Annotated in this window: 25 protein-coding genes and 2 pseudogenes; 17 read left to right on the plus strand and 10 right to left on the minus strand. The window is 70.2% G+C overall.

The window, feature by feature from the left end; translation table 11 throughout:
• Nucleotides 1-104 precede the first annotated feature (104 nt).
• From ACEZDG_RS33190 to ACEZDG_RS33200, 3 genes are all read left to right on the plus strand, one after another.
• Entirely contained in the window at nucleotides 105-989 is an 885-nt protein-coding gene (locus tag ACEZDG_RS33190) for an aminoglycoside phosphotransferase family protein (protein ID WP_380517256.1), read from the plus strand.
• Between the two features lie 172 nt (nucleotides 990-1,161).
• Complete coding sequence (locus tag ACEZDG_RS33195) at nucleotides 1,162-1,668, plus strand: cupin domain-containing protein (protein ID WP_380517259.1); 507 nt, start codon at nucleotides 1,162-1,164, stop codon at nucleotides 1,666-1,668.
• Between the two features lie 76 nt (nucleotides 1,669-1,744).
• A complete protein-coding gene (locus ACEZDG_RS33200; RefSeq protein WP_380517168.1) occupies nucleotides 1,745-3,745 on the plus strand; it encodes an alkyl/aryl-sulfatase in 2,001 nt (666 codons plus the stop codon).
• Between the two features lie 492 nt (nucleotides 3,746-4,237).
• Here ACEZDG_RS33200 and ACEZDG_RS33205 read toward each other — a convergent pair whose 3' ends face one another.
• A complete protein-coding gene (locus ACEZDG_RS33205; protein WP_380517171.1) occupies nucleotides 4,238-4,849 on the minus strand; it encodes a cysteine hydrolase in 612 nt (203 codons plus the stop codon).
• Between the two features lie 124 nt (nucleotides 4,850-4,973).
• On the opposite strand from ACEZDG_RS33205, the gene ACEZDG_RS33210 reads away from it, so the two are divergent.
• The 4 genes from ACEZDG_RS33210 to ACEZDG_RS33225 all read left to right on the plus strand — a co-directional run bounded on the left by ACEZDG_RS33210 (nucleotide 4,974) and on the right by ACEZDG_RS33225 (nucleotide 7,477).
• A complete protein-coding gene (locus tag ACEZDG_RS33210; protein ID WP_380517174.1) occupies nucleotides 4,974-5,264 on the plus strand; it encodes a hypothetical protein in 291 nt (96 codons plus the stop codon).
• Between the two features lie 51 nt (nucleotides 5,265-5,315).
• A complete protein-coding gene (locus tag ACEZDG_RS33215) occupies nucleotides 5,316-5,528 on the plus strand; it encodes a hypothetical protein (protein WP_380517177.1) in 213 nt (70 codons plus the stop codon).
• Nucleotides 5,525-5,698: a hypothetical protein gene (locus ACEZDG_RS33220; RefSeq protein WP_380517180.1), complete on the plus strand. Its 174-nt coding sequence runs from the start codon at nucleotides 5,525-5,527 to the stop codon at nucleotides 5,696-5,698. The genes ACEZDG_RS33215 and ACEZDG_RS33220 overlap by 4 nt, the downstream gene beginning before the upstream one ends.
• 213 nt (nucleotides 5,699-5,911) lie before the next feature.
• On the plus strand, nucleotides 5,912-7,477 hold the full coding sequence (locus ACEZDG_RS33225) for an FAD-binding oxidoreductase (RefSeq protein ID WP_380517183.1): 1,566 nt from the start codon (nucleotides 5,912-5,914) through the stop codon (nucleotides 7,475-7,477).
• Nucleotides 7,478-7,615: 138 nt separating this feature from the next.
• On the opposite strand, the gene ACEZDG_RS33230 is transcribed toward ACEZDG_RS33225, so the two are convergent.
• The 3 genes from ACEZDG_RS33230 to ACEZDG_RS33240 form a co-directional block, all read right to left on the minus strand.
• Nucleotides 7,616-7,882 (minus strand): DUF2630 family protein, encoded by a 267-nt coding sequence (locus ACEZDG_RS33230; protein ID WP_380517186.1) that lies wholly within the window; start codon nucleotides 7,880-7,882, stop codon nucleotides 7,616-7,618.
• A gap of 1,533 nt (nucleotides 7,883-9,415) precedes the next feature.
• Entirely contained in the window at nucleotides 9,416-10,249 is an 834-nt protein-coding gene (locus ACEZDG_RS33235) for an oxidoreductase (RefSeq protein ID WP_380517189.1), read from the minus strand.
• An 863-nt stretch (nucleotides 10,250-11,112) separates the two neighbouring features.
• A complete protein-coding gene (locus tag ACEZDG_RS33240; protein WP_380517191.1) occupies nucleotides 11,113-11,763 on the minus strand; it encodes a TetR family transcriptional regulator in 651 nt (216 codons plus the stop codon).
• Between the two features lie 131 nt (nucleotides 11,764-11,894).
• Between ACEZDG_RS33240 and ACEZDG_RS33245 the strand changes: the two genes are divergently transcribed.
• A complete protein-coding gene (locus ACEZDG_RS33245; RefSeq protein WP_380517193.1) occupies nucleotides 11,895-12,215 on the plus strand; it encodes an aldehyde dehydrogenase family protein in 321 nt (106 codons plus the stop codon).
• On the plus strand, nucleotides 12,212-12,574 hold the full coding sequence (locus ACEZDG_RS33250) for an aldehyde dehydrogenase family protein (protein ID WP_380517261.1): 363 nt from the start codon (nucleotides 12,212-12,214) through the stop codon (nucleotides 12,572-12,574). The genes ACEZDG_RS33245 and ACEZDG_RS33250 overlap by 4 nt, the downstream gene beginning before the upstream one ends.
• A 95-nt stretch (nucleotides 12,575-12,669) precedes the next feature.
• Here ACEZDG_RS33250 and ACEZDG_RS33255 read toward each other — a convergent pair whose 3' ends face one another.
• Nucleotides 12,670-13,332 (minus strand): TetR/AcrR family transcriptional regulator, encoded by a 663-nt coding sequence (locus ACEZDG_RS33255; RefSeq protein ID WP_380517196.1) that lies wholly within the window; start codon nucleotides 13,330-13,332, stop codon nucleotides 12,670-12,672.
• A 157-nt stretch (nucleotides 13,333-13,489) separates the two neighbouring features.
• Between ACEZDG_RS33255 and ACEZDG_RS33260 the strand changes: the two genes are divergently transcribed.
• The 5 genes and pseudogenes from ACEZDG_RS33260 to ACEZDG_RS33280 all read left to right on the plus strand — a co-directional run bounded on the left by ACEZDG_RS33260 (nucleotide 13,490) and on the right by ACEZDG_RS33280 (nucleotide 17,641).
• Nucleotides 13,490-13,993, plus strand: a complete 504-nt coding sequence (locus ACEZDG_RS33260) for a DUF6351 family protein (RefSeq protein WP_380517198.1) — start codon at nucleotides 13,490-13,492, stop codon at nucleotides 13,991-13,993.
• A gap of 16 nt (nucleotides 13,994-14,009) precedes the next feature.
• Nucleotides 14,010-15,686: pseudogene (locus tag ACEZDG_RS33265) on the plus strand (DUF6351 family protein); the annotation flags it as partial.
• Between the two features lie 105 nt (nucleotides 15,687-15,791).
• A pseudogene (gene istB / locus ACEZDG_RS33270) lies at nucleotides 15,792-16,594 on the plus strand (IS21-like element helper ATPase IstB).
• A gap of 39 nt (nucleotides 16,595-16,633) precedes the next feature.
• Nucleotides 16,634-17,215 carry an SMI1/KNR4 family protein gene (locus ACEZDG_RS33275; RefSeq protein ID WP_380517201.1) on the plus strand — a complete coding sequence of 194 codons (582 nt, stop codon included), beginning with the start codon at nucleotides 16,634-16,636 and terminating at the stop codon, nucleotides 17,213-17,215.
• A 225-nt stretch (nucleotides 17,216-17,440) separates the two neighbouring features.
• Nucleotides 17,441-17,641, plus strand: coding sequence for a hypothetical protein (locus tag ACEZDG_RS33280; RefSeq protein WP_380517202.1), 201 nt, complete (start codon nucleotides 17,441-17,443; stop codon nucleotides 17,639-17,641).
• 63 nt (nucleotides 17,642-17,704) lie between these two features.
• Here ACEZDG_RS33280 and ACEZDG_RS33285 read toward each other — a convergent pair whose 3' ends face one another.
• The 4 genes from ACEZDG_RS33285 to ACEZDG_RS33300 are packed head-to-tail and all read right to left on the minus strand — an operon-like array spanning nucleotide 17,705 to nucleotide 20,348.
• Complete coding sequence (locus ACEZDG_RS33285) at nucleotides 17,705-18,478, minus strand: helicase associated domain-containing protein (protein ID WP_380517204.1); 774 nt, start codon at nucleotides 18,476-18,478, stop codon at nucleotides 17,705-17,707.
• A gap of 40 nt (nucleotides 18,479-18,518) precedes the next feature.
• Nucleotides 18,519-18,926 carry a DUF6527 family protein gene (locus ACEZDG_RS33290; protein ID WP_380517207.1) on the minus strand — a complete coding sequence of 136 codons (408 nt, stop codon included), beginning with the start codon at nucleotides 18,924-18,926 and terminating at the stop codon, nucleotides 18,519-18,521.
• Nucleotides 18,923-20,107, minus strand: a complete 1,185-nt coding sequence (locus tag ACEZDG_RS33295) for a ThiF family adenylyltransferase (RefSeq protein WP_380517210.1) — start codon at nucleotides 20,105-20,107, stop codon at nucleotides 18,923-18,925. Before ACEZDG_RS33295 ends, ACEZDG_RS33290 begins: the two co-directional genes overlap by 4 nt.
• Nucleotides 20,082-20,348 carry a multiubiquitin domain-containing protein gene (locus ACEZDG_RS33300; protein ID WP_380517213.1) on the minus strand — a complete coding sequence of 89 codons (267 nt, stop codon included), beginning with the start codon at nucleotides 20,346-20,348 and terminating at the stop codon, nucleotides 20,082-20,084. Before ACEZDG_RS33300 ends, ACEZDG_RS33295 begins: the two co-directional genes overlap by 26 nt.
• A 125-nt stretch (nucleotides 20,349-20,473) precedes the next feature.
• On the opposite strand from ACEZDG_RS33300, the gene ACEZDG_RS33305 reads away from it, so the two are divergent.
• The 3 genes from ACEZDG_RS33305 (at nucleotide 20,474) to ACEZDG_RS33315 (ending at nucleotide 23,327) form a co-directional block, all read left to right on the plus strand.
• Nucleotides 20,474-21,325, plus strand: coding sequence for a hypothetical protein (locus ACEZDG_RS33305; protein WP_380517216.1), 852 nt, complete (start codon nucleotides 20,474-20,476; stop codon nucleotides 21,323-21,325).
• Between the two features lie 24 nt (nucleotides 21,326-21,349).
• Nucleotides 21,350-21,904, plus strand: coding sequence for a hypothetical protein (locus tag ACEZDG_RS33310; protein WP_380517217.1), 555 nt, complete (start codon nucleotides 21,350-21,352; stop codon nucleotides 21,902-21,904).
• A gap of 190 nt (nucleotides 21,905-22,094) precedes the next feature.
• On the plus strand, nucleotides 22,095-23,327 hold the full coding sequence (locus ACEZDG_RS33315) for a hypothetical protein (protein WP_380517220.1): 1,233 nt from the start codon (nucleotides 22,095-22,097) through the stop codon (nucleotides 23,325-23,327).
• 111 nt (nucleotides 23,328-23,438) lie between these two features.
• Here the strand turns inward: ACEZDG_RS33315 and ACEZDG_RS33320 are convergent, their stop codons facing one another.
• Nucleotides 23,439-26,627, minus strand: a complete 3,189-nt coding sequence (locus tag ACEZDG_RS33320) for a helicase associated domain-containing protein (RefSeq protein ID WP_380517223.1) — start codon at nucleotides 26,625-26,627, stop codon at nucleotides 23,439-23,441.
• Nucleotides 26,628-26,704 lie beyond the last annotated feature (77 nt).

Genomic DNA, 26,704 nt, shown 5'->3' on the forward strand with positions numbered 1-26,704 from the left:
AGAGCGTGTCCGGTGTCGGTTGCCTCTGGGGATAGGCGCAGACCGAGTGGAAAGCGGTTTGACGCGCCTCGGCGGCCGGTGGTCGCATGATGCCTATGAGCGAGATGCGTGTCGGCATGCACCCGATTGACGAAGGTCTTGTAAGGCGGTTGATCGCCGAGCAGTTCCCGCAGTGGGCTGAACTGGCGGTGAAGCGGTGGCCTTCGGGTGGCACGGTCAATGCGATGTACCGGCTGGGCGACCACATGGTGGTTCGGCTGCCACTGGTGCGGGGCGGCGCGAACGACGTGTCGAGGGAGCGCGAGTGGCTTCCGCGACTCGCTCCCTTCCTGCCGACGCGCATCCCCGAGGTGCTCGGTGCCGGGGAGCCGACCCGGGAGTATCCGTGGCCGTGGTCGGTGTACCGGTGGTTGCCGGGCGGGCATCCCGTTGAAGGGGCTCTGGGCGCGTCTGGACAGCTGGCCCAGGACCTGGCCGCGTTCGTGGCGGCGCTGTGTGGTGTCACCCTGCCAGCTGGGCCGATGGCGCATCGGGGCGAGCCGGTGGCGTCGCTCGACGCGCAGACCCGGGCGGCGATCGAGGAACTCCGCGCGATTCCCCAGGAGGGTATCGACTGCGCTGCTGTGACTGCTGTGTGGGAGGAGACGCTGCGGGCCCCGGGCTGGAACGGGCAACCGGTGTGGGTGCACGCAGATCTGATGCCGGGCAACCTGCTGGTTGACAACGGGAGGCTGGTCTCGGTGATCGACTTCGGGTGCGCGGGGGTGGGAGATCCGGCCTGCGATCTGTTCCCGGCATGGAATCTACTGTCAGCCGACGGAAGGGACATCTTCCGTGAGGCGCTGGTCGTGGACGACGCGACCTGGACCCGCGGCCGGGGCCGGACCCTCTCACAGGCGTTGATCGCACTGCCGTACTACCGCCGGACGAACCCTGCAATGGCGCACAACGCCCGCTACGTGATCCAGGCGGTAATCGACGGGAACTGACTCATGCCACCACGCCCGGGGGCCGTCCGGGCCTCAGCTACTCACTCATCGAACACCAGAAACCAGTCACGCTGTGCTACGAGACTCCATGAATGGCCTGCTGGCCGCCGATCTGGGTTTTCCGATGGCCGCCAACAGCCCGCAACAACCGCAGGCTCCGCTACCGTTTTTCATGGGCGGGGTCGTCCACTTTACGCCGGGATCCCGTACGGCATGGCATACCCACCCGACCGGACAGGCGATCTTCGTCACCGAAGGGGTCGGCCTGATCCGGCGCGAGGGCGGGCCGGTCGAGGAAGTCCGACCGGGCGACCGCGTCTCCATCGGACCCGGCGAGAACCACGGGCACGGAGCCTCGCCCGCCTGCTTCCACTCGCAGATCGCCTACCAGGCCGCCGGCGAATCCCGGCAACCGCACCGCGTGGGGGCGCCAGGTGACCGCGGAGGAGTACTCCGCGTGGCGCTCCGGCGGGTCATGGGGCGGCTCTGCGTGGGCTGTCCCTCGCTCGTGGGCCCGTGTCCGGCTCCAGGGTGCGGGGCTGACGGACCGTACCGCGACCTGGGTTCGGTCGGGTTCGGTGGGCGCTGCTTGCCGAGTCGGCGCCGCCGAGCGCGGATGCGGAATGACATACCGTCAACTGTCGTTCTTGGAAGACTGGTTGATGTGAATGTCTTGTAATGTCTCGGAGGGGGGAGATAGCTTCCGCTCTGGCGGGCGCGGCGATGGCCGCGCCGCCGTGACAGGGGGGTCCACCATGAGCACGCACCATCCCAGGGCTGTCGAGCCCCAGGACGCGTCCGACGTCACCAAGCGGTTCAATGCGCGGGTGCCGCTGCCGCCGCCGGGGACGGACACGGAGCAGACGCTGGCGCAGGCAGGCCTGCTGTACAGGTTCCCGCCGAACTTCGAGATTCCCAATCCGAACCCGTTGCTCCCGCCGATCTGGAGCCTGGCGCAGTACGCCTTCCTCACCGGTGCCGCGCCGGACACCGTCAACCCGAGCCTGTGGCGCAACGCCCTGCTCAACATGAACTGCGGACTGTTCCAGGTGGTGGAGGACGCCGTCTACCAGGTGCGCGGCGCCGACCTGTCGAACATCAGCTTCATCGAGGACCCGGCCGGGTCCGGCGACATCGTCGTGCTGGATCCGCTGGTCAGCGAGGAGTGCGCGGCGGTCGCGCTGCAGACGTACTTGAACGTCCGCGCCAAGACCAAGCCGCGGAAGATCATCGCGGTGATCTTCTCGCACTCGCACGTGGACCACTACGGCGGCGTCCGGGGCCTCTTCCCCGGCGGGCAGATTCCCGACGACGTGGCGATCGTCGCACCGGACGGCTTCCTGGAGCACGTGGTCAGTGAGAACGTCTACGCCGGCACCGCGATGACCCGCAGGGCCTCCTTCATGTACGGCCTGGAACTGCACAAGTCCGCACGGGGGGAGGTCGACGCGGGCCTCGGCAAGACCAGTTCCACCGGGACGGTCGGGTTCGTCACCCCGACCGTGACCATCACCGAGACCACGGACCCGGCCGCCCCGGTGCGGATCAAGTCGTTCCTCTTCGAGTTCCAGCTGACGCCGGGCACCGAGGCCCCGTCCGAGATGAACTTCTTCCTGCCCCAGACCGGCATCCTGTGCATGGCGGAGAACGCCACGCCGACCCTGCACAACATCTACAGTCTGCGCGGTACCCAGGTCCGCGACGCCAAAGCCTGGTCGGAGTACCTGCACGACGCCATCCAGCGCTACGGCTCGCGTACCACGGCCATGTTCGCCAGCCACTTCTGGCCACGCTGGAAGACCGGCCAGAACAACGAGATCGTGGACTTCCTCACCAACCAGGCTGACCTCTACCGCTATCTGCACGACCAGACGCTGCGCCTGGCGAACCAGGGCCACACCATGACCGAGATCGCGGAGATGATCGACGGCCACCTGCCGGCCGGTCTCAGCGGCCCCTGGTACAACCACGGCTACTACGGCACCACCAGCCACAATGTGAAGTCCGTCTACCAGCGCTACCTGGGCTGGTTCGACGGAAATGCCGCGCACCTGCACGGTCTGACCCCCAGTGAGGCCGGGCGGCGCTACGTCCTGGCCATGGGCGGTGCCGCCAAGGTGGTGGAGAACGCCCAGATCGCCTACGACAAGGCCGAAACCGTCGAGGACTACCGCTGGCTGGCGGAATTGCTCAGCCATGTGACCTTCGCCGACCCGGGGGACACCAAGGCCAAGCAGTTGGAGGCGAACGTCCTCGAACAGCTCGGCTACCAGTCGGAGAGCGGACCGTGGCGGAACTTCTACGCCTCCGCCGCCCAGGAGCTCCGCGACCGGCCGGTCGGCCTGCCGCCGGTCCGCACCACGCTGAATAACGGCGATGTGCTCGCCGCGATGTCGCTGGAGATGCTCTTCGACTTCATGGGCATCCGGCTCAGCGGCGCGCTGGCCGCGAAGCACCCGATGAGTTTCGGGCTGAACGTCTACGACGGCTTGGCGGGCGACCCGGTGATGTGCACGGTCCGGGTCCGCAACGGGGTTCTGGTCTACCTCGGCGAGCCTGCCCCCGACGACGTGTACACCGATTACCGGATCAGCCGGGCCGGACTGAACCAGCTCGCCGTCAGCGGCGCCACCGTCAAGCAACTGGAGGCGGAAGGTTCGCTGACCGTCCTGACCGGCGACTACGGGCCGCTGACGCTCCTGGCCGAGGTCCTGCTCGAGTACTTCGACCTGGGCTTCGCCATCACCATGCCGTGACGCGTCGCTGACTGCCGACAGTCGGCGGCACACACGACGCCGGTCTCCACCGCACTGCCTCCTGGCGAATCAGGTCCGGGGCGAGGACGGCAGTGGTGCCGGCACGGAACGTCCTTGGCCGTTCGCGGCAGCGGTTGCGGCAGGCGCGGGAGGACGCCGGCGCGTTGCGGCGGGGCGCGGCTTCCGCGCGCACCTGGCTTCGCCGCAGCGCGGCGGTGTGTCCTTCGGTCGAGGGCCAGTCTCCTGTCGCACCGGAACCGCCCGCGGCCCGCCTGCCCTCCCGCCCGCCTGCCCTCCCACGCGCGCAGTCGCAGCTCCCGGGCCGGGCGGCGCCCCAGGCGGCGCGGCGTGCCCTCGCGCTCGGCTTCGGTCCTCGGCGGGCCGGGCATTCGGGAAGGCGCGCCCTCAGCGCGCCTTCCCGGGACCGGTCCGCAAGTCCTGGGCACGGCTCCCGGCCCCGGTCGGTGCGTGGGCGGATCGCGGCCGGTCGGGTCAGTCCTCGCCGAGGGCCTGCAGGAACTCGGTGGCGGTCATCGGGTGGGAGAACATGGGGAAGTCGTAGGTGAGTGCGTTCTCGTGCTCCTCCTTGGAGGTGGCGGCGACGCAGTCGGACAGGGTGACGACCTGGTAGCCGTGCTCGTAGCCGGTGCGCATGGTCGATTCCACGCAGCAGTTGGTGAGGAATCCGGCCAGGGCGATGGTCTTGATGCCTTTGCTGCGGAGGATGAAGTCCAGGTTGGTGCTTGCGAAGGTGTCGAGTCCGCGTTTGCCCTCGATCACGATGTCGCCGTCCTGCGGGGCGAGTACTTCTGTGATCTCGGCGCCCCAGGTGCCTTTCACGAAGGCGTTGCCGTCGACGACGCCCTTGAGGATGCCGTAGGGGTGGCTGGTGATCTCGCCGTAGCCGGGGGCGAAGCTGATCGGTGCGTGCAGGACGGTGACCCCGGCGGCACGGGCGGAGGCGGTGAGTTCGACGGTGCTACGGAGCATGCCGGTGGCGTCCATGACCGGTTGGACCGCACCGTGCAGGACGCCGCCCTCGGTGGTGAAGTCGTTCTGGAATTCGATCAGGACAAGTGCGGTGGTGGCCACGTCGATCGCCATGGTCTCTCCCTGGTTGGGTGGTTTCTGCGGATCAGCCAACCACTGCCTGGCGCCCGGCACCAGAGCGTGCCGGTACGACATCCGTGGGAGCCCCCGCGCCCCGTGGGTGCGGGCCGCTGCCCGGGTGCCGCGCCTGGACGACGCGAGTCAGTTTCGGGCAGCGGCCGCGCTGCCCCGGGCGGCGGAGCTGCCTGCGGCCCGGGCTGCCCCCAGCCGCCGGCCGGCGGGAGCCCAGGGCAGCCAGGCGACCGCGATCGCCCCGGCGCAGCTCACCCCGGAGGAAGGGGAGGTCGCGCTGATGGCCGCGCCCGGTCTGACGAAACACGTCACAGGAGTTGACATGCCGAACTGGTCGGAGGGCGGGTACACCTACTACTACGCTGTCCAGTCGCTCTCGCACACAGCGGCCACCTGACCGCAGGACTCCTCCACCTGCGGGGCCTACTCCCTGGGAGCCCTGCTGGGGGTGTCCTGGAAGGACGTGGCCCTGCACGCTCCGCTCGACGCGATGGTTCGCGGCCTGGAGTTCACTGGAGAGTCCAACGAACTCGTGGTCAGCTTCAGCAGGATCGGCGCGCCGCTGGGCCGGCCGCGTCGCCGGCCGCGTCTCATCAGCCTGGACCGGTGGCTCTCCGCCGACTGGGACGGGCCGATGCCGGAACCAGATTCCCGCAGGTGACGGCGGTTCAGGGGCACTTCGTCGTCTCGCTCGCCGTGGGCAGGAAGGCGGGCCGGCCGGACATGATCCGCTACTGGGACCCGCTGGACGCCCGGATCCGCATCGAGACCGTGCAGGGGTTCGCCCAGGCGAAGTCGCCCGACACCGTGGGCAGCGTCGCGAGGGGGTGACGCCGCGGCCCAGGTCGGACGACGACGCGCGGCCGACGGGCGGCGTCCGCGGCTTCGCCCCCCGGGGGGCGTGGGCGGGCCGGGTGGCAATCGGACTCCGCCGTTGGGCCCAGCCCCGCGCGCCGTCGCGCGATACCCGGACCAGGATGGCACCGGAGCAGGACCGCGCGGTCGGCGCGCGGCGCGCACGGGTCACCTTGGAGACGGCAGCACATGACGATCGATCGGCGGGGCTTTCTGACGGCGCTGGGGTTCGGTGGCGCGCTGGTCGCGGGCGGGGCCGGCGGCGGCGTGGCGCGGGCGGCGGCCGCGGTGGCCGCAAGCGCGGCACCGGTCCTGCCCGCTCTCGTGCGGCAGCCGGTCGGGTCGGGGAGCAGGGGACCGGCCCGCGGGCTCGTGGCGGCGCCGCCGGACTGGTCGGCATTGAAGGCCCGGCTCGCGGGGCGGCTGCTGCAGCCGGGCGACCCGGGGTACGGGGTGGCGCGGGTGGGATTCAACGAACTGAACGACGGTCAGTTTCCGGCGGCGGTGGCCCGCTGCACCTCGGTGGCGGACGTCCAGGCATGCCTGGACGCGGCCCGCGGGCACGGGGTGCCGATCGCCGCACGCAGCGGCGGCCACAGCTACCTCGGGTACAGCGTGCCGAACGGCGGCCTGGTGATGGACCTGCGCCCGCTGGCCCGGATCCAGACGCAGTCCGACGGCGCGGTGCGGGTCGGCGCGGGAGCCCGGCTGATCGAGGTGTACGCGGCGCTGGCCCGGGCCGGGCGGCTGATGCCGGCCGGGTCGTGCCCCACGGTGGGCGTCAGCGGGCTGGCCCTGGGCGGCGGAATCGGAGTACTGGCCCGAAAGTACGGGCTGACCTGCGATCGGCTCGTCTCGGCGGAAGTGGTCACCGCCGACTCGCGGGTCGTCACCGCCTCCGCGTGTTCCGAGCCGGACCTCTACTGGGCGCTGCGGGGCGGCGGAGGCGGCAACTTCGGTGTGGTCACCGGGTTCACCTTCAGCACCGAGGCGGTGCCCGACCTCACTGTCTTCTCGCTGGCCTTCCCGGCCGGCTCGGCCGCTTCGGTGACCGGGGCCTGGCAGGACTGGGTCGCTGGCGCGCCGCCGGACCTGTGGTCGAACTGCGTGGTGTCCGGCGGTACGCCGCCGACCTGCCAGGTCGGCGGCTGCCTCGTCGGGACGGCGAAGGAGTTGAACCCGCTGCTGGACCGACTGGTCGCCGCCGCAGGGACGCGGCCGGTCTCGCGCAGCGCGCAGGGCAAGAGCTACCTGGACGCGATGAAGTACATGGCCGGCTGCGCCAACGACACCATCGCCCAGTGCCATCTCAAGTCCGAGGGCGGACGCCTGCCGCGAGAGGCGTTCGTAGCCGTCTCCCGGATGCTGCCCGCCGCGCTGGACCCGCAGGCGATGGTCCGGCTGATGACCGGACGGGACGGGATCGACCTGCTGCTGGACTCGCTGGGCGGCGCGGTCGCCGACCTCGCCCCTGACGCGACCGCCTTCCCGCACCGCACCGCGCTCGCCTCGGCACAGGTCTACGCGAGCGCCACCCACGCGAACCGGGCGGCGGTGACGGCCGCAGTGGACGGCATCCGGGACGGGCTGGCCGCGCTGGGCGCGACGGGCGCGTATGTCAACTACATCGACGCGGGCCTGCCGGACTGGGGCACCGCCTACTACGGCGACAACCTGGCCAGGCTGAAGTCGGTGTCGGAGCAGTACGACCCGGACCAGGTGTTCGCCTTCCCCCAGTCGGTGGCCCGAGCCTGACCCGCCCGCTGCTCCGCACCGGCCACCGCCCGGGTTGCGGCGGTGGCCGTGGCAGCCGCGGCCGACCCACCCGTGACGATCATCACCGGGACCGGGCAACCGGTCACGGTCACCCCGGCAACGGCGTGGACGAGGGCGTCAGCTGCGGTAGCCCTCCACCGTGGAGGAGTCGCGTACCTGGGCATCGTCTGGGTTCTCGCCGAACTCCGACTTGGCCCGGCGCTGGCGCAGCAGGTCCCAGCACTGGTCGAGCTCGACCTCGAGCTCGGCGAGCCGCCGATGCTCGGACTCGTCGTCGATCTCACCCGCTGCCGCCTGCTCGCGCAGGGTCTTCTCGTCGGCCACCATCGCACCGATCCTGGCCAGGATCCGCTGCTCGGGGCTTCCAGCCGCTCGTTCTGCCACGGGCCACCTCCTCCGGTCTCCGCATCTCCGAGCGCGTGTCCGCGCCCCGGCCCACCCTAGCTTTCAGCATCCGGCACGGAGCGCCGAACGGCGGCAAACGGCGACGTGGTTGTGGTGCATGTGCCGGTGCAGCGGTAGGACCTCGATGAGCGGGCGGGTCCCGGCCGTGTCGCGGTGGGCTTTGCGGGCGGCCTCGCAACGGGGTCCTGGTCGTCTCGTTCGGGCAGGGCCTGCTGGCTGTGACGGCCGCTGCGCCCGGCGTGGTGCGTGTCGGCCGGTAGAGCGCTGCCGGTCCGCGCCGCCGGCTGTCGGGTTCGGTGTGGCGGTCGACTTCGCCGACGGCTGGCGGCTGTTCCTGTCCGTGGTGGGCTCGAGGCCGCGGCTGGTTGCGGGGGAGCGGCTGTGTTCGGTCACTGCTGCCGGCGGGGTCTGACCCGGTTGGTGGGCAGGGGGTCCGCGTTTGGTCAGTGGTTGTGTTCAGGGTTGTCCGGTGACGGGCGCTCAGTGGGCGGCACGGGCGGGGCCGCCTGGTCTCATGGGGGGGATGGCGGGCGGCCCTGCTCTGCTTGACGGGTGGGCTGGGAATCGGGTCGGCCGCGTGGGCGGGTGCCCATGCGCAGGGCGCGGCGGACTGCGGGAATCGCGCCAGGACCGAACGCCGCCCGCTCGGGTTCCCCGCGTTCTCCCGGCCCGTGACACCACCTGCAGCGGTCGGGCCCCGCGGCTGTCCCCGGTGGAGCAGCCGGTTCCCGGGCGGCGCCCTTGGCCACCGGCGGTCTGACGTTCTGGGACCGGGTCGGGGACCGGGCTCAGGTCTGACGTGGGTTCAGAGCCGCGCCACCAGCGCCGAAGTCGCCAGCGCCGAAGTCACCAGCATCCCGAAGTCACCAGCATCCCGAAGTCGCCAGTGCCGGGGCCAGCATCCCGAGGTCGCCGGCGAAGTCACCGGCCGGTGTCGGGACTGGTGACTTCGGTGGCCGCTGCCGCGATCACTGCTGGGACGCCTGGCGCTGGTGTTCGGCGCGGCGTGCGGCGTCCAGGCGCTCCTGCTGGCCCGCGGTGGGCTGGAAGTCGCGCGGTGTGGTGATGGAGGCGCCTCGTCGTGGGCGGATGGCCTTGGGTGGGTGGGCGGGGCTCCAGGCGGCCTGCTCTGCTTTGCTTGTCCTGGCGCGGTTGCGACGGTGGTCAGCTCTCCGGGGCGGCCGTCCACGGTAGGGATCTGCGGAAGTACTCGCCAGTGAGGCTGTCCGGCCGGGGGTTCATGGGGTGCTGTTTCTGTGTGAATTGTGGCGTTCCTTGGGTGGGCGGGAAGCGTGGCGTCGCCAGGGAGGACGGCACGCCCCTTCGTCTCGGGCCTCATGATGGGTCGCGCATATTCCGTAGGGGTGCGGATTCCTCTGCCTGCTCGGTGCATGGGCGCCATGATCAACGGCAGGGCGGCTCGTTTCTGTTTTTCTGCCCGTCGGCTGGCAGCGCGCTGGCAGCGCATGGACCGCTGTGCATCTGGCGACGTGCTGCGGGGCGGTTGCGGATTTATGTGCGGGGGACGCCGGACGTCCGCGCGATCATGGCGTCGAAGGCGCGGTCGGACAGCAGACGCCGAAGCGTGATGGCCGCCTTGGTGTTCGCGCCGACGGTGTAGCGCGTCCTGGGCTTCCTGGCGGTCGCCGCTTCCACGATGGTGTCGGCTACGGCTGCGGCCGGGACGAACCGCTGCCGCTGCCCTTCGGAGGCCAGTCCCCTGGCCATGGCATGGGCTTGGCGTGCGTACGGGCCCTGGCCGGAGTTCTTCTCGACGTGGGCGACCGCGATCTCGGACCACTCGGTCTTGGTGCCGCCGGGTTCGACGACGGCGACCTGGATGCCGAACTGCGCGAGCTCGAACCGCAGGCAGTCGCTCATCGCCTCGAGCGCGTGCTTGCTGCCGTTGTAGTAGGCGCTCAGCGGACTGTAGATCTTCCCGCCGACCGAGCTGATGTTGATGATCCTGCCGGAGCGCTGCTCGCGCATGTGCGGGAGGACCAGTTGCGTCAGGCGCATGGCTCCGAACACGTTGACCTCGAACAGCCGCCGGCCGTCGTCGAGCGGTGTCTCCTCCACCGAGCCGAGCGTGCCGTAGCCCGCGTTGTTGACCAGCACGTCGATACGCCCGGCCTCCTCGACGACGCGCTTGACGCCCGAGGTGATCGAGTCGTCGTCGGTCACATCCATGGCGAAGGTCCGGATGCCGTCGCCGGTGAGCGCGGCGAGCCGGTGCGTGCGTCGGGCGACGCCGTAGACGGTGTATCCCTTGGCCTTCAGCTTTCGGGCTGCTTCGGCGCCGATGCCGGATGAAGCGCCGGTGATCAGCGCGACCTGTGCGGTCATGTGGTCCACCTCCAGTGAACGGGTCGAACGACGCATCCCACGGTGCTGGTCTGCGCGTGTCTGCGGATGAGGGGGCGGGGCTTATCGGCCGGGTGTGCGAGGCAGGTCCTTGCCCGGTCGCGGCGTCGCCGGCGTTGTCCGGCCTGTGTCCGGGCGCTGGCGGTGCGCGGGCGTCATCTCGAGGCAGGACTCGGTCCCGGCCGTCACGCTCCCGGGTGCCTGTCAAGGGGCGGACCGGCACAAGCGCCTGTTCGCCGGACTGAGGCCCGTGCGGCCTCCCTGTGGTTGGTGCACTCGCCGGTGCACTGGTGCGACGCTACCACGATCCGGGCACTTAGTGCATGTAGGCATGCATTAACTTGGTGTCCGGTGCACGCGGGCCCTGGTGGTGCGGGCGCCTCCCCTTGGGGCCCGCTCGTCGTGGACCATCCCCGCCCGGCCCGCGCCCCGCTCCGGGGTGCCCGATGCTGCGGGCGCAGCAATTCACCGGCCCGTGCCCAGCGCGATGCCCAGCGTCGACGATCGACGGCCCCTGCCGGCCGATCGGTAGGCGTGTGCTGTTCTGCTGGTGGACCGGTTCAGCCCGGTCCTGCCGGTCCTGCCGGTCCTACCGGTCCGCAGGTCTGGGCTCCGCTGCGTCGAGGCGGGGCCGAACCCGCCGCTGCTGCGTACTGGCGCTCCGTCAGGGGAAGCGCTCCGTCGGGGGAAGCGCTCTGTGCTGCACGCCCGGGCGCCCGAGTGCGCCAAGGCGCAGGGCCGCGCGCGCCGGGCCGCGCGGAGGTGCGGTGCTGGGCGTTGAACGCGGTCACCCCGGCGTGCTGCCCCTCGGGGCGGCCTTGCCGTGCCGGGGCCCCGGCGGGGGGTCAGCCGGTTGCCGCTGCCGCCAGTCCTGTGGCGAAGGTGGTGAGCACGGCGTCGAGCCGCGGTCCGATGTCGGCGCCGGCCTGGCCCCAGCGCGGCTCCTCCTCGTACAGCCTGGCCAGGGTCGGGGTGGGGTTGGAGACCTGCCACAGGCCCGCCGCCACGAATCCCGCCACCGCCAGGAGGCTGATGATCTGCTCGAGCGTCAGGACGCTCGCCCGGTCCAGGGCGGCGGCGATGTCGTCACGGGCGGCGGTCGCGCTGGCCTTGTAGCGCCGGGCGCGTTCGATGTCGACGTCGCCCTCCAGGTGCAGTACCGCGTGCGTCAGCAGGTCGCAGAACACCGGCAGCGATGTCAGGGTCCTGCTGACCACGGCTGCCGTCTGGACCGGCGTCAGGCCCGTGCGCTCGGCGGTCTCACCTCTCACGGCGTCACGCCACTGGCCCCAGCCGCGCTCCGCCAGTTCCAGGAGCAGCTGCTCCCTGCTGGCGTGGTAGCGCCTGAGCCCGGTCTGATGCAGCCCCGCCTGCTTGGTGACGGCCGCCAGTGTGATGTGCCGGACGCCACCCAGTTCCAGGGCGACCGCCTCGGCCGCCCGCAGCAGGTCCTCCGCGCGGCGCGCCTTGTCCTCGGCTGATCGGGCTCTCTGCATGCGCCCAGGATAACGCATGTGTGTATGCGTTATGCCCGGGTTCGCCTGCCGACGCAGTGGCGGGACCCCGTTCCGGGCTCGACGGCGTCGACGGTGGGTCGGATGACCCGGGCGCCCGGTCCCCGGTGTGGTTGTGCGGGAGATGTCGGGGCAGGGCCCCGGCGGCCGTCCTGGACGACGCGGACCTGGACGAGGCGGTGTACCTCGCCCTGATGGTCCGGCTGTTCAACAGCGGCCAGGCCCGCACCTCAGGTGCGCGGCTGCTGGTGCCCGAATGCCGGATCGAGGAGGTCAAGGCGCTCATCCTCGACAAGATCGGCTCGTTCAAGGTCGGCTCCCCGTACGACCGGGACACCCCGGTGGGCCCGATGGTCACCCAGGCCCGCTTCGACCGCGTCCAGTCCTGCATCCGCGTCTGCATCGAGGAGGGCGCGACGGCGCGACGCTCCTGACCGGTGGCGAGGGCCGGCCCGAGGGCCTTGAGGCGGGTACCTGCGCCGGGCCCACCGTGTTCCTCGACGTGCACCCGCGGATGCGGATCGCCCGGGAGGAGATCTTCGGGCCCGTTCTGAGCGTGCTGACCTGCCGCGACGACGAGGAGGCGGTGGCCGTCGCCAACGGCACCGACTTCGGCCTGATGGCCCACGTCCTGGGGGAGCCCGGCCGCGCGCGCCGCGTCGCCTCGCGGTCAACTCCCTGCCGGCGGACTCCGATGCCCCGTTCGGCGGCTTCAAGCAGTCCTGCAGCACGCGAGTTCGGGCACTACGGAGTCGACGAATCCCTCGAATACATCACCGCCTTCAGCAACTGACGCCCGCAGCCGCGCCCGGGTCCTGGCGGGTGGCGCCCGCCGCACGATCCGTCGGCGGCGTTTGATTCCGGGCCCGCGCTCCTGGCCGTTCCGATTCACGGGGCCGCGCGCAGCCCGCGGACCAGCACCGCGAACGTGCGTGCGGCGCCGGTGCGGAAATCCTTGGTCGCCCCCAACTGCGCGCCGCGCGGTGCGGCGGGGTGCATCAGCGGCCACAGGCCCACGGTGTAGGTCGCCATGACGGACACGAGCTCGCAGACGTCCTGCTCGCCGAGGTCGGGCAGGCGGGTGTGCAGCACTGCCGCGGCCTCGGCGACGCGGGCGTGGGCGGCCGCCCGGAAGCGATTGAGCGTCTCAGGCGAGACGTTGGGTTCGAGCAGGGGACCGGAGGCGCTCATGAGCAGGCACATCCGCGGTCGACGGGCGAGCGATCCGGCGACCGCGTCGGCCAGTTCCTCCAGCGGGACAGGCGCCGCAGGCTCGGGCAGTTCGGCGTCCAGGGCGCCGATCCACTGCGACCACGCCGCATCGAGCAGTTCGAGGAAGACCGCCTCCCGGGTCTCGAAGTAGAGCAGCACGTTCGAGGTGGCGCAGCCGACCCGCCGTGCGATCTCGCGCAGGCTGATCTCTGCCAGCACCGTCTCCCCGAGCATGCCGTCGGCGGTCTCCAGGATCGCCCGGCGGCGCTCGTCGCGCTGCTCGGGGCTGCGGGCGCGCTGGAATCCGGAACGCGCACCGCTGCGTGCCGCGGTCGTCATGCAGTCCTCCCCGGTCCGGTCCTGTTCAGCTTAGCGGCGCCGCCCCCTGCACAGGAGAACACTGTTCTGCTACGGTCCCACAGCAGAACAGTGTTCTTCTATTGACGTTCGTGCCCGCCACCGTGCGCGTGGCCCTGTCGCAACGAAGGGACAAGTCATGCCCCAAGCCCCAAGGCACCGTCCAGGTGCACGAACCACGGCCGCGCTGCTCGCGGCCGTCGCCGCAGCCGCGACCCTCACGCTCAGCGCACCGCACGCCTCGGCCGCGGCCCGCGGCGCAGCGGCGCTGAGCGTGACCACCCCCGCCAACCCGCACCCGCAGCTGATCAGCGGCAACGAGACCCTCATCAAGGTCGCCGGCCGCACCGCCGACCTGCGCAGGGCTCGGATCACCGAGAACGGGCGGGACATCACCTCCGCCTTCGCCCGCCAGCCGGACGGCAGCCTTCTGGGCCTGGCCACCGCGCTGCGCCCCGGTACCGGCATCGTGACCGCCACAGCGGGCCGACGGCTCAGCGCAAGCGTGCGGATCAAGGACCACTCCATCAACGGGCCCGTCTTCTCCGGACCCCAGCAGGAGCCCTACTACTGCGAGACCACCGCCTTCGGCCTGGCCGCGGCCGCCCGGCCCACCTGCTCGGCACCAACGGTGACCAGCTAACCAGTACAAGGACAGCGCCGGCGCGTTCAAGCCGCTGCCCAGCCCGTCCCAGCATCCCGCCGACCTGGCCAACGCCACGGTGGGCGGCCGCACGGTGCCCTACATCGTCAGCGTGCAGACCGGTGTCATCGACCGCGCCGTCTACCAGATCGCCGCGCTCTACGACGGCTCGGCCCCCTCGCCGCTGCACCGCGACACCAGCTGGAACAGCAAACTCGTCTACACCTTCGGCGGCGGCTGCAACGGCGGCTACCACCAGGGCAACCTCACCGGCGGCGTCCTGAACGACCTCATGCTCTCCCAGGGCTACGCCGTGGCCTCCTCCACGCTGAACGTCCTGGACCAGAACTGCGACATCCCCCTGTCCGCCGAGGCCGCGATGATGGTCAAAGAGCACTTCGTCGACACCTACGGTCCGCCCCGGTTCACCATCGGCTGGGGTGCCTCGGGCGGCGGAATCCAGCAGTACGGCATCGCCGACTCCTACCCCGGCATCCTGGACGGCATCATCCCCGGCATCTCCTTCCCCGACCCGCTGAGCGTCGCGGACACCGTCACCGACTGCGGCCTGCTGCAGTCCTTCTTCGCCGGCCCCGCCGCGGCCTCCTTCACCGCCGCCCAGCGCCAGGCCGTCACCGGCTTCGGCAACGCCGGCTCCTGCGCCTCCTGGCAGGCAAGCTTCGGCAACCGGCTGACCCCCACCGGCAGCTGCAACCAGCAGGTGCTCGCCCCCGACAACGCCATCCCCACCGCCGCCCAGTGGAGCACGGCCAACCCCCGCGGCGTGCGCTGCAGCATGCTCCAGCAGATGGCCAACCAACTGGGCACCGACCCCGCCACCGGCTTCGCCAACAGCCCCCTGGACAACACCGGAGTCCAGTACGGTCTCCAGGCCCTGGACGACCACCGGATCACCCCCGCCCAGTTCCTCGCCCTCAACAGGGCCATCGGCGGCTACGACTACCTCGGCAGGCCCACCACCGCCCGCACGGCCGCCTCCCCGAAAGCGCTGACCGCCGCCTACCGCGACGACCTCGTCAACAGCGCCTCCCTCGGCCTGCCCGCCACCGCTGTCATCGACCAGCGCGAAGACCTCGACCAGGCCGGCTTCACCAACGACATCCACACCACCCAGCGGTCCTACGCCATCCAGGCCCGCCTCATCCAGGCCCGCGGCACCGCCGCCAACCAGGTCATCATCGAAAACGAGCCCACCGCAAGCCAGGCCGCAGCCGCCAACGCCTACGAACTGCAGGCCATGGACCAGTGGCTCACCAACGTGCGAGCCGACCACTCCCACCGCAGCACCGCCGCCAAGGTCGCCGACGACAAGCCCGCACACCTGGCCTCCGGCTGCTACCTCACCACCGGCAACCGCATCAGCAGCCCGCTCACCGACCCGGCCACCGGCCCCTGCGCCACTCTGTACCCGGTCCACTCCAGCCCGCGCCAGGTCGCCGGGGAGCCGCTGGCGGAGAACGTTCTCACATGCACCCTCCGCCCCCTGGACCCCCGCCACTACCCCTCCTTCACCCGTGCCCAGGAAGCCGAACTCAAGACGGTCTTCCCGACCGGCGTGTGCGACTACCACCTGCCCGGGGCGGGTCAGACCCGCCCGCTGGGCACATGGCTCGACTACGGCGACGGCACACCGGGCACGGCCGGCCACGCCCCCGCCGTCTCCTCCCGCTGAACCGGGTCCACCGGGCCCAGACAGCGAGAAGACAGCCCGGCGCCCACCACGCTGTGCGCCGGGCCGCAGCCGGACCGCTCGACCTGACCCGAAGGAGAACCCGCCATGGCCTTCACCCGCAACCGAGGACTGACCGACCAGGCCGCCCCCGCCGACCAGGCATGCCGGATGCTGCGGCTTCCCACATCCGCCCCCAGTTCCCCGACCTGGCCGAGATGGCCGAGATGGCCCCGCGCGAGCAGATGACCTACCGCGGCTTCCTGGCCGAGCTCCTGATGGCCGAGTGCGACGACCGGGCCCGGCGCCGCTCCGAGCGCCGCATCAAGGCAGCCGGCTTCCCGCGCGACAGGTCGCTGCGGCAGTTCGACTTCGACGCCAACCCCAACCCCAACCTCAACATCGACTCCGCCGCCATCCACACCCTGGCCTCCTGCGACTGGGTCAAGAAGGGCCTCCCGCTCTGCCTGATCGGCGACAGCGGCACCGGCAAGTCCCACCTGCTGATCGCCCTGGGCACCGAAGCCGCGATGGCCGGGTTCCGGGGCAAGTACGCCCCGGCCGCCAAGCTCGTCAACGAGCTCGCCGAAGCCGCCGACGAGAAGGTCCTGGCCAAGACCATCGCCCGCTACGGACGCGTCGACCTCTTGTGCATCGATGAACTGGGCTACCTGGAACTGGACCGCAAGGGCGCCGAACTGCTGTTCCAGGTCCTGACTGAACGCGAGGAGAAGAACAGCGTCGCCATCGCCTCCAACGAGTCCTTCGGCGGCTGGACCAAGACCTTCACCGACCCCCGCCTCCGCGCGACCGTCGTCGACCGCCCCACCTTCGGCGGCAACATCATCGAGACCGGCACCGACTCCTACCCACTCGCCACCACCCGGGCCCGACAGGAACAGGCATCCTGACCAGCGCTAGGTTGATCCGACCAAGCGAAAGGGCACGACATGGCGATGCATCCCGGGATCGAGGCACTGGCACGGATCATGCCGACCGACACCGGCGCCGAGGAGCCGATCAACTGGGCGGCGGCTGAGCATGAACTGGGGACCCGCCTGCCTGCGGACTACAAGGCCTTCCTGGAGACCTACGGCTCCGGCGTCATCAACGGGATCACCCGCATCCTCCTCCCGGTCCAAGCCCCGGACCGCCTCCATGACCAGGGAAGCATCGCCGAGGACACCCCCGGAGCCCAAGGAACCTGGCACCACACCCCCGAACGCTGGCGCCCGGACGTCGATCCCGACGACATCATGATCTGGGGCCGCACCCCGGGCCCCGACCTCCTCTGCTGGGTCACCACCGGACAGGACCCCGACCAGTGGCCCGTCCTCGTCTGCGGCCGGCACACCAATTCACGCTGGACGCTCTACCCCTGCGGCATGGCCGAGTTCCTGATCAACCTGGTGACGAACCAGTACGACGACGCCATCAGCATCGACGACACGCGCCCGCCACGGTTCCTCCACTGGCGCGCAGAAGAACAACTCACCAAGGCGGGGATCTTCGACTACTACCCCGAAGCCTGAACGGCCGACACGGCCACGTCAGCCGCTCTCAATTCTCACCAACACTGCGGACGCTCAAGACACCTCCATGCTGTCACCACTGGCCGACAAACGCCCCCACAACCCACCTACGCAGCCACAGCCACCATCCAGATCAACGGGCCTCCCCAGCGCGGCTACGGCGATCACGCGAGCGAAGTCCTCCATCTCCTCCTCGAGACAGCCCTGACCGGCGGCTTCGAGGCAGTGGGAGTCAAGGCCACCGAAACGACGATCAGCTGGGCGCAGGCGCGGCGGAAGAAGAAACAACAGGAGCAGCCCCAGCTTCCGCCGCGCACACGCGTCGTCACGATCTACGGACCCAGGGATGAGGTGCCCAAGGACGTCCGCATCGACCTCCCCGACGGACAACCCATCGACAAGGGACTCGAGCACCAGCACCCCTGATCGGGCCACTGCGAGACCCCGCCATACATCCTGCCGCCGAGCGTTGCGCCACGCTGACACCTCTCACCAGCGCATACCGAGGGCGTCGAGTGCAGCCAGTTGTTCGGAAGTGAGTTTGGCACGGCGGGACCGGGTGTTCATGATCCAGATGCCGAGTTTCACGATGGTGCCGTCGTCGAGATCTTGAGTGTCGCTGCGTTTGACCGCGGCGATGGTGCCGTCATGCTCGGCTGCCCAGATGGTGGCGGCGGCGAGGCCGGTAGTGAAACGCTGCGCCTGGCTGCGGCCGGCGGCCTGCGCGGGTACGGGATCGGTGGGGGCCCTGAGGCCCAGCCGTCCCAGGAACTCCTGCTGCTGCTCCCCTAGCTGGTTCCATTTGGTCTGTTGGGTGCGGGTCCAGGCGCCGAGGTCTTGGCCGGCGACGAGGTGTCCGGTGGGGAGGTCGGTAAGAGTGCCACCGTTGTTGACGTGCGCCAGAGCGATGCGGAAGGCCCGTTGCCAGGCGAGTGGCCAGGGTGGGCACCACCAGGGGTCGATCTGCTCCAGCGCCGCGCGGCGGGCCTCGGTCAGGCCCCCGGCGGTGGTGCTGCGCCCGGCCGCTGCCCTCTGTTCGGCGAGGAACCGGCCGATGAGGGTGCCGTCCCAGGTAGCGGCTGTCCGCGCCCGGTGATCATGGCCAGTGGTCGGGTGGTGTGAGCTGGGCTTGGTCAGATAGGTGGTTGGGTGGTCTGCGGGGTTTCTATGCGGGGTGCAGGGGTTGGTGCAGGTGGACTGGGGTGGCCAGTTTCGTTGGGTGTTGGTCGGGTTGGTTGGGTGGTTCGGGGTGGGGTGCGGCACGGCGCTTGCTCGCGGTGGCCGTGCCGCTGGGTTGGGTGGCCTACTTTCGTGATCGTCGGTGGAGGAGTTGGGCCAGGCGGTCCTTGAGGGTGGTGGGCGGGTTGCTGGGGGCGGGGGTCGGCTCGGGGGTCGTGGTGCGGTGGGTCCGGTTGGTGGCGATGCGTTCGGGGGACCAGCGTGGTGCCCAGTGGACGGTGTTGGTGCGGATCCAGTAGTGGGACTGGCAGGCCAGGCTCCAGTTGCCGATGGAGGGGTGCAGGGAGACGGACTGGCCGTCGAAGGTGAGTTGCCAGTCGGTGGGGCTGAGCGGGGTGACGACTTCGTGTCCGCAGCCGCAGCAGCACAGGTGCGCGGCTGTGGTGTAGGGGATGGAGATGTAGAGGGTGCCGGGCTCCAGTTGGTCGGGGAAGTTATCGATGAACACGTGTGTCAGGCGCGGGGCGGTCATGTGAGGTGCTCGTTGGTCAGGACGTTTCCGTCGATCTGGTAGACGCTGTGGTGCTCGTGTTCCAGGTCGGCGTAGAACCCGAGGAGCTTCTTCCACTTGATGACCGCCAGGGTGGCGTTGAGGGAGTTGAGGTCGGCGATCTGGATGTTGCGGGCGTACTCGTTGTGTTCGTCGCCGGCTCCGAAGGGGATCAGGTTGCCGGCGTGGACGTGGTCACGCTGGTCGGGGGTGCTGGTAGTGACCCGCAGCAGCCCGGACAGGGCGCCGTCGGTCTCGTTGACGCCCATGCCGACATCGATGAAGGCGATGCCGTACTCCTCGAGCTTGGCGACCACGAACTTCTTGGCGGCGCCCTGGTCGAGCGCGAGGAACACGAAGTCCATGGCGCGCAGTTCCTCGACGTTCGTTTCGTCGAGGTAGGCGCCGTGGGGGACGATGCCGCGACGCATCTGGGAGTAGAGGCCGGCGAAGTAGGTCACCTTCAGCGGCGCTCCGTCCAGTTCTTCGCACGATGGCGCGCCGGGGGAGCGGAAGGCGTTGTGCTGCAGGAACCGGTCGCCGTCGAAGAGGTGGATCTGCGGGACCGGGGTCTTGGCGACCAGGTCGAGGATGTAGGAGCCGGTGCCGCCCAGGCCGACGATGGCCACGTTGCCCCTCTCCAGGCGGCTGGATACCGCGCTGATGCCGGCCCGGCTGGACGCGGTGTCGAGGTAGAGGAAGACGGACTCCTCCGCGGAGCACGGCACGACGCGGAAGGTCTGCGCGGTCGCCTCGGGGTCCAGGACCCTGGCCTGGGAGGCCAGGATCGCGGCGTAGGTCGCCATCTTCTCGTAGTAGTCCGGGTACGCGCCCGAGGCCGGCTTGCTGGAGAACGTGAAGTCGACCTCCAGGCCCTTGGCCAGGACCAGGTGGTCGCTGCTGTTGATGATCTGGTCCAGGGGCCGACCCGTGTGGTCGCACGGGGTCGATCCGCTGAACTGCACCACGTGGGTGCCGGGCGCGCAGGTGACGTCGCCCTGCAGGTCCAGGGTGGAGACCAGGGAGCCGTAGCGGACCGTCTGGTCCTGGGCCACGTACGGGACGTGGCCCAGGACCAGGTGGCCTGCCTTCACCTCGATCTCGTAGCCCTCGTCCTGCAGGCGCTTGAGGTCGGGGCTACGACTTGTCAGTTGCGTGGACATTGAAGACCGTCCCGTTCTTGATCTTGACGTGCCCACCCACGGCCAGGGTGCCCTGGTCGGGGTGCTGGGCCGCGTGCCGGTAGCCGATGCTGAAGACGACGTTGGGACCGGTCGGCACCGGGTTGAAGGCCAGGTGCACGAGCTCGTCGAAGCCGACCTCGTCGTGGTTCACGGTCTTCTCGCGGGTGTTCACGACGATCTTGTACTCGCGGCCGTGCTCGTTCTCGGTGCTGCTGGGCATCTCTACTCCTTCTTCGGTTTCACTGAAGCTGATGAAACCGTACCACGTGTCCACCCCGCACCACGCGACACGCCCATACGAGTGAACGGCCCGCGCCGGCTGACGCCGTGGCATTGTGGTGCCCTGTGTTACTGGAACTGGATGGGCGCCACTCGCTGCTCCGCAATGACCTGCGCCTGCGGGCCGACGGGCAGGCCGCTCTGACGATCGACGCCCGGCGGCTGCGCTTCGCCAGCCCGCTCGACCTCGCTGCCGCGACCGCACTGGCCCACACGCACAGCGCGACCGGCGCTGACGTCGCGCTGATGCTGTCCGCTGACTGCGCGGTGACTTCCTACCTCCAGCGAATGGACCTGCTCGAGCGGCTGCCCGGCGGTACGCGGATCGTCGGACCCGTGCCCTTCGATGAGCGTCAGGACTGCTCCTCGACCCTGCTGGAGATCACTGTCCTGACGCCTGAGACCGCCGATGCGGTGGGTCAGAGGATCGGTCACGTGGCCAAGGCGAGCCTGGGGGCCGGAGTCGGCGCCCGCGTCAGCAGAAGTATCGGTGAATTGATCGACAATGCCGTCAGTCACGGGTCCGGGCGGTGCGGTGCCTTCATTGCGGCCCAGGCCTACAGTGGCAAGACGACCGGTTACCGACGGCTCGAGGTGGCTGTCTGCGACACCGGTATAGGAGTCCTCGAGCACCTGCGCCGAAACCCCGAGCACGCCGATGCGGCCACCAGCGCCGAGGCTATGCGGCGAGCCCTCAGGCCCGGCGTCAGCGGTACCGAGGACCGGCGCGGCAACGGACTGCCGGACCTGATGAACCATGCCGGCCGCGCCGGCCCCGCCCGTCTGGTGCTGCGCAGCGGCGACGGTCTCCTGCGAGCAGGCCGACTGCGGTCGAACGCCTCCGCGATCAAGGGCCTCTCCACGTCCACCCGGGTGGACGGCACCTGGGCATGGCTGAGAGTGTCGTTCACGCCGTAGTCCCACTGTGCTTCAATGCTTTCAATGAACCCGACGAAGCGAGAAGCTCCCCTCACCTTCACCGTATGCAAGTACGGGTCATTCCTCTTCACCCGCGCTGTCGGCATCAGCGCGCGCTCCGCACTGCAGGAGCAAGTGGAGGCCGCTGCTCCCGTAGCCATGCTGATCATCGATTTCGCCGGCACCGACGCGATGACGAACAGCTTCACCGATGAATTCCTCGGCAAGTTCTACGTCTCGCTGGCCGCCGGTGACGTCAACGCCGACGGCGTCCAGCTGGTCGGTCTGAACGAAGAGACCCGCGACGCGGTCGCGGTATGCCTAGAACGACGGAAACAATTCGCTGTGGACGGGGACGCGCATATCCTCATCGGCGATGCAGAAGTCCTTGCTGAGACATATGAACGGGCTCGTAGCCTCGGGACCTTCCGTACAGCTGCGCTCGCCGACGCGCTGCAAGTCTCACTACCCAACGCGAACAACCGCCTCAAGCGCCTCGTGGAAGCCGGTGCGCTGAGACGCGAGCGCACTGCAGTACCGGAACGAGGCGGCAAGGAATTCACATACTCCCTGCCCTAGGTACTGTTGGCCGCCCTATGGGGGCGGCGGTACCCCGCTGGGACAGTCAGCTTGGCGGCAAGCTCTCGAACAACGCCCGCCGACGATTGCGTGCCGGACAGTATTGCAACGCACCCATGTGACGGATGCGCCAGTGCAGGGATGGCGACGGCGGCTCCGGATTGTCAGTGGCTGCTTCTACCGTCGGGGTATGAGCCTTACGCAGGGATTGCGGTCGCCGCGTACTCCGATGCGGCGCTTTTTGGACCAGGAGCTGTCGGCTGGCGCTGGTCGGGTGCGTGCGGAGTACCGTGCCCGTCTACCTGCCGCCGCGGTGCTGCTCCCGGGGGAGGGCGTCGGCTTCGAGGCGGGGACGGTTGGTACGGCTATTGATCAGCGATTACGGCTGTCGTTTACCTGCGCGAGCGCTGTGGACGAAGCGACTGAGGCAGGGATCGCACGGTGCCTTGAGGTGGCCACGGTCTACCGAGAGCGCCAGGAACCGCGGCCCTCGGTGTGGTCGGTACTGGCTCAGGTGGGCCATGATCTTGTGACGACGCTGGCTGCGCAGGTCGGAGACTTGGAGCTGGATGCCCGGAACAGGTCCCTGACGCGTACTCATGAGGCTGAGGAGCGCCTGGCACGCCTGCTGCTGGCCGGAGCCTGGTACGCCCTGAACCTGCGCAATCCCTTCGCGTTTCCCGACACCCCGCTGTTTCAAGCTGCACTGGAGTCTTCGGAGCGCTTCACTCTGGAGCGCCTGCTTGCAGTGCCCTCTCCTGCCTTGGTCGAAGACGTTCTTGCTCAGGTACATGCCGCTGAGAGCGGTCCGCTTGAGGACCTACGGCAGCGCACCAGTCCCCGGCAGTGCATACCCGGGCCGACGTTTGAGGGCAGCGCCGACATCTCCGCGGATGCCGACCTGATCGTGGACGGTGTCCTGATCGACTTCAAGAGCACGCGCCACGTCCAGACGTTGCCCAAGACCACCGTTCATCAACTGCTCGGCTACGTCCTGCTGGACTACAGCGACCACTACCGGATCGATATGGTCGGGCTGTACCTCACCCGGGCCGGAGCCCTGGTGGCCTGGCCGCTTGAGGACTACCTCGCCCTGCTGGGGGCACGCCGCCGCGACTTGGTTGAACTGCGCTCCCTGTTCAACCGCCTGGTTGCCCACCCCGACTGGTTGGCAGATGAGGATCCGTTGCCCCATCAGGGCGATGGCGTTGATCGATTCCTCGCGCAGCTCGCTGCAGTGGCCCCGAACGACTGCTGCCTGGTGTGCACGCAGCCCCTTGGCCAGCGCACGCGCCGATCTCGGCTGTACTGCTCGCCGTTCTGCTCCCGACGGGCGCCGACGCTGCGTAAGCACGGCTGGCTGGCTGTACCCGAATGCGCCTTGCGGGGTCGGTCGCGACCCTTGCGCGAACTCACCATGTGAGGTGGCCGCTCTGATAAGGGATATCCGTACGGCGTCGAGTGGAAGGGCTGTCGGCCCGGCTGCAGCTGCGCCGTTGAGGGGGCGTCGTTGAAGAGCTCGTGGGCCATGGGGTCATCCTGCCGTTCGGGGCGTCTCGGGTGGGCGTGGGTGGGGTGGGGTGATGCCGATGGTGTTCAGGAGGTGTTGTTGGTGGGGGTGGAGGCGGGGATAGGCGCGGTGTTGGCGGGTGGTCCAGCGTTGGGTGGCGGGGGTGGGTGGGGTGGTGGTGCGGGCTTGGTGGTAACGGGTGGTCCATTCGTAGGGCCAGGGCGGGTTCCACCAGGGGTCGAGCGTGTCGAGGGCGGCGGCCAGGCGGGGAGACAGGGTGCCGTGGCGGGCTTTGCTGCGTTTGGCGGTGAGCCATTGGCCCAGGGGGAAGCCGTGGTGGGTGGCGTGTTTGTCGGGGGACAGGTGGCCGTGGAGGGCGGTGTAGGCCCGGGCGGGCTCGAGCCCGGCGCCGTCGGGGTAGCTGCGGGTGCGGCGGCGGTGGATGGGCGGGGTGTGCTCGGTGATGCCGATCGCGGTCAGAAGGTGCTGCTGGTCTGGGTGCAGGCGTGGCCAGGCAGCTTGTTGGGCGAGGGTCCATTTCCGGGTCTGGTGCGAGTCGTGTCCGGTGGTACGGGTGCGGTGGTAGGCGCGTTGCCAGGTCAGGTCCCAGGGCGGGTTCCACCAGGGGTCGATCGTGTCGAGTGCGGCGGAGCGTTGTGAGGTGCCGGCGCGGCGGTCGGCACGCATGCGGTGGTCGCTGAGCCAGCGGCCCAGCGGGAAGCCTTCCCAGCGCTCGCCGGCCGTGGGGACCAGGTGGCCGTGGGCGGCGGCGTAGGCGGCGGCGTGGCGTTGGCCGGTGTCAAAGTCGGGGGTCGTCGGAGCGTCGCGGGACAGGGCGTAGCGGTAGGCGCGCACCGCATCCGCGGTGATACCGATCTGGTCCAGGAGGTGCTGCTGGCCGGGGTGGAGGGTGCTGTACCGGGTGCACTGCAGGTACAGCCAGGCGCGTAGCGCGGGCTCCTTGATGTCGCTGAGCCGCGGCAGGGGGCGCAGGGTGCGCGCGTGGTGGTAAGCGCGTTGCCAGGCAAGGCCCCAGGGCGGGTTCCACCAGGGGTCCAGGGCGGTCAGGGACTGCCGGTTCGTCAGGGGTTGCTGGCCGCGGCCGGCTTGGGCGCGTTGGCGGGCCAGCCATTGCCCCAGGGGGAAGGCGTCGTGGACGGTGTGGAAGGCGGGCACGAGGTGACCGCAGGTCTCGGCGTGGGCGCGGGCGTGCGGCAGGCCGGCGTCGAAGTACTGCTGGCCGTACGCGTCGGGGTTGCTGCGCTGCGCCTTCTTGCGGGGGGCGGGCGCCTGGTAGGGAGGTGCGGTGGCAGCGGTGATGGCGGTGATGCCGATCGCGGCGAGCAGGTCCTGCTGGCCGCCGTGCAGGGCGGGGTAGGAGTGGCACTGGGCGAGGAGCCACTGCCGGAGGTCTTCCTCAGCGCCGGGGAATCCGTTCGGCGCGTCCAGGCCCTGGCCGGTGGCGCAGAGGTCGCGGGCGTGGTGGTAAGCACGTTGCCAGGTCACCTCCCAGGGCGGGTTCCACCAGGGGTCGATGGCCGACAGGGCGAGGGCGCGTGGCGAGGGGGTGCGGGTGCGCCGGTCTCGGGAGCGCTGGTTGGACAGCCACTGGCTCAGGGCCACCCCGTTGTAGCGGGTCCCGGGCTCGGGCAGGAGGTGGCCGTGGACGGCTGCGTAGGCCTTTGCCTGGGCGAGCGTGTGGGTGAAGTGGTCCGCGATGTTCCGGCGCCGGGGCCGGGCGGTGCGGGCAGCCTCGGCGGTGATGCCCAGTTCCGCGAGCAGTCGCTGCTGCTGGGGGTGCAGCGCGGGGTAGGCGGTGCACTGGTTGTAGAGCCATTCGCCCATGCTCAAGGTGGTGCCGGGGAACCCGGCCGGGGCGTCCACGGTCCCGTGGGCCTGGACGTGGGCGCGTGCCCGGTAGAAGGCTCGCTGCCACAGGACCGGCCACGGTGTGCGCCACCAGGGGTCGATGGCGTCGAGTACGGCAGCGCGTTGGGGGGACATGGCGGTGTGGCTTCTCTGGTTGGACAGCCATTGCCCGATAGCGAACCCGTCGATGCGCGCTCCCGCCGGTGCGGCCAGGTGGCCGTGAACGGCGGCGTAGGCGCGGGCGTGGACGAGCCCGACGGCGAAGAGGTGGCCGGGGTGCTGGCGCAGGCCCAGGGGTTGCTGGGGTTGCGGGCGTGCGGCGGGGTCCTGCGCCGCGGAGCGGGTGTGGCTGGCCAGGTCGTGGTGCAGGGCGCGGGGGCTGTGGGCCCCGCGGACCTTCCACAGTTCCTCGCCCAGGTCCTGCGGCCGGCAGCTGGCGCGCAGCCAGGTGTACAGCGGCCCGGCGTGCTCGGAGGCGATCGCCTGGGGCAGCCAGGGTCGCCCGGTGGCCTGTGCCAGAGCGGCCAGCAGGTCGGGGGCGTCCGCGAGCCGCAACGGCACATGGCCCCGGGTGCCGGCGGCGCTCTGCCGCCGCTGGGTGTTGATCAGTTCGGCGGCGAGGGCCACGGTTTCGGGATAGGTGACCGCTTCGCGCAGCAGGATCCGCCACCACCCGGGATCCGCATCGGCCCCGGCCCCGCTGTGGGGGGTTAGCAGGGCGGTGCGCTGTGGCCATTGCGTCTCCTGGGGCCACTGCTGCGCCCACCAGGAGGTGACCACGGCCTGGGCCAGGGTGAAGGCCGCGGCGGCGGTATCGGGGGTCTGGCGCACCAGCCGCAGGTGGCGGCGTTGGGCGTGCGGGATCTGGGGGACGCGGGTGAGGTCGACCTGCTCGATGGGCAGGAAGGTGCCGTCGACGCGGTGGGTTCCCAACATCCACGAGCGGTGTCGCTGGCAGATGCGGCCGTGAGCCGGGAGGTAGCAGCGGACCTGATGGGTGGTGCCGGTGCGCCTGGCCGTGCACATGCTGCACCACACTCCCAGGGCGGGGACCACGGTGCCGAAGCGGAACTGCCCGGCCGGCCCGTCCCCGAGGGCGCGTACCGGCTCCAGTGCGGTGAAGGCCGGCAGCGCGTGCCCCAAGTCGGCTTCGGGAGTGCGGCAGAACGCGGACAGGCGGGTCCGGGCGGCCGCGTTGAGGTAGACCTCGCCGTCCATCCGCAGGTCCTTCAGCACGCTCCGGCTCGGAGTGTCCTGCACCAGCTCGGCCGCGACATCGTAGATGCCGATCCGGCAGTGGAGTGCCAGCCTGTATATGAAGGACAGCGTCGTCTCCCGCGCCACCGGCCCCATCCCCGCGGCGCGTGGCACAGCGGGAGGCGCAAGCGCGGACAGGCGGGGCGCCGTGCTCACCGTGTCTT

Origin of the sequence: Streptacidiphilus alkalitolerans, assembly GCF_042511045.1 — a bacterium.
GTDB lineage: Bacteria > Actinomycetota > Actinomycetes > Streptomycetales > Streptomycetaceae > Streptacidiphilus > Streptacidiphilus alkalitolerans.

What these genes read in the sequence shown, in the direction of transcription:
- ACEZDG_RS33190 (WP_380517256.1), top strand. Translation starts at nt 105, where the DNA reads ATGCGTGTCGGCATGCACCCGATTGACGAAGGTCTTGTAAGGCGGTTG.
- ACEZDG_RS33195 (WP_380517259.1), top strand. Translation starts at nt 1,162, where the DNA reads ATGGGCGGGGTCGTCCACTTTACGCCGGGATCCCGTACGGCATGGCAT.
- ACEZDG_RS33200 (WP_380517168.1), top strand. Translation starts at nt 1,745, where the DNA reads ATGAGCACGCACCATCCCAGGGCTGTCGAGCCCCAGGACGCGTCCGAC.
- ACEZDG_RS33205 (WP_380517171.1), bottom strand. Translation starts at nt 4,849, where the DNA reads ATGGCGATCGACGTGGCCACCACCGCACTTGTCCTGATCGAATTCCAG.
- ACEZDG_RS33225 (WP_380517183.1), top strand. Translation starts at nt 5,912, where the DNA reads ATGACGATCGATCGGCGGGGCTTTCTGACGGCGCTGGGGTTCGGTGGC.
- ACEZDG_RS33235 (WP_380517189.1), bottom strand. Translation starts at nt 10,249, where the DNA reads ATGACCGCACAGGTCGCGCTGATCACCGGCGCTTCATCCGGCATCGGC.
- ACEZDG_RS33240 (WP_380517191.1), bottom strand. Translation starts at nt 11,763, where the DNA reads ATGCAGAGAGCCCGATCAGCCGAGGACAAGGCGCGCCGCGCGGAGGAC.
- ACEZDG_RS33255 (WP_380517196.1), bottom strand. Translation starts at nt 13,332, where the DNA reads ATGACGACCGCGGCACGCAGCGGTGCGCGTTCCGGATTCCAGCGCGCC.
- ACEZDG_RS33260 (WP_380517198.1), top strand. Translation starts at nt 13,490, where the DNA reads ATGCCCCAAGCCCCAAGGCACCGTCCAGGTGCACGAACCACGGCCGCG.
- ACEZDG_RS33275 (WP_380517201.1), top strand. Translation starts at nt 16,634, where the DNA reads ATGGCGATGCATCCCGGGATCGAGGCACTGGCACGGATCATGCCGACC.
- ACEZDG_RS33290 (WP_380517207.1), bottom strand. Translation starts at nt 18,926, where the DNA reads ATGACCGCCCCGCGCCTGACACACGTGTTCATCGATAACTTCCCCGAC.
- ACEZDG_RS33295 (WP_380517210.1), bottom strand. Translation starts at nt 20,107, where the DNA reads ATGTCCACGCAACTGACAAGTCGTAGCCCCGACCTCAAGCGCCTGCAG.
- ACEZDG_RS33300 (WP_380517213.1), bottom strand. Translation starts at nt 20,348, where the DNA reads ATGCCCAGCAGCACCGAGAACGAGCACGGCCGCGAGTACAAGATCGTC.
- ACEZDG_RS33310 (WP_380517217.1), top strand. Translation starts at nt 21,350, where the DNA reads ATGAACCCGACGAAGCGAGAAGCTCCCCTCACCTTCACCGTATGCAAG.
- ACEZDG_RS33315 (WP_380517220.1), top strand. Translation starts at nt 22,095, where the DNA reads ATGAGCCTTACGCAGGGATTGCGGTCGCCGCGTACTCCGATGCGGCGC.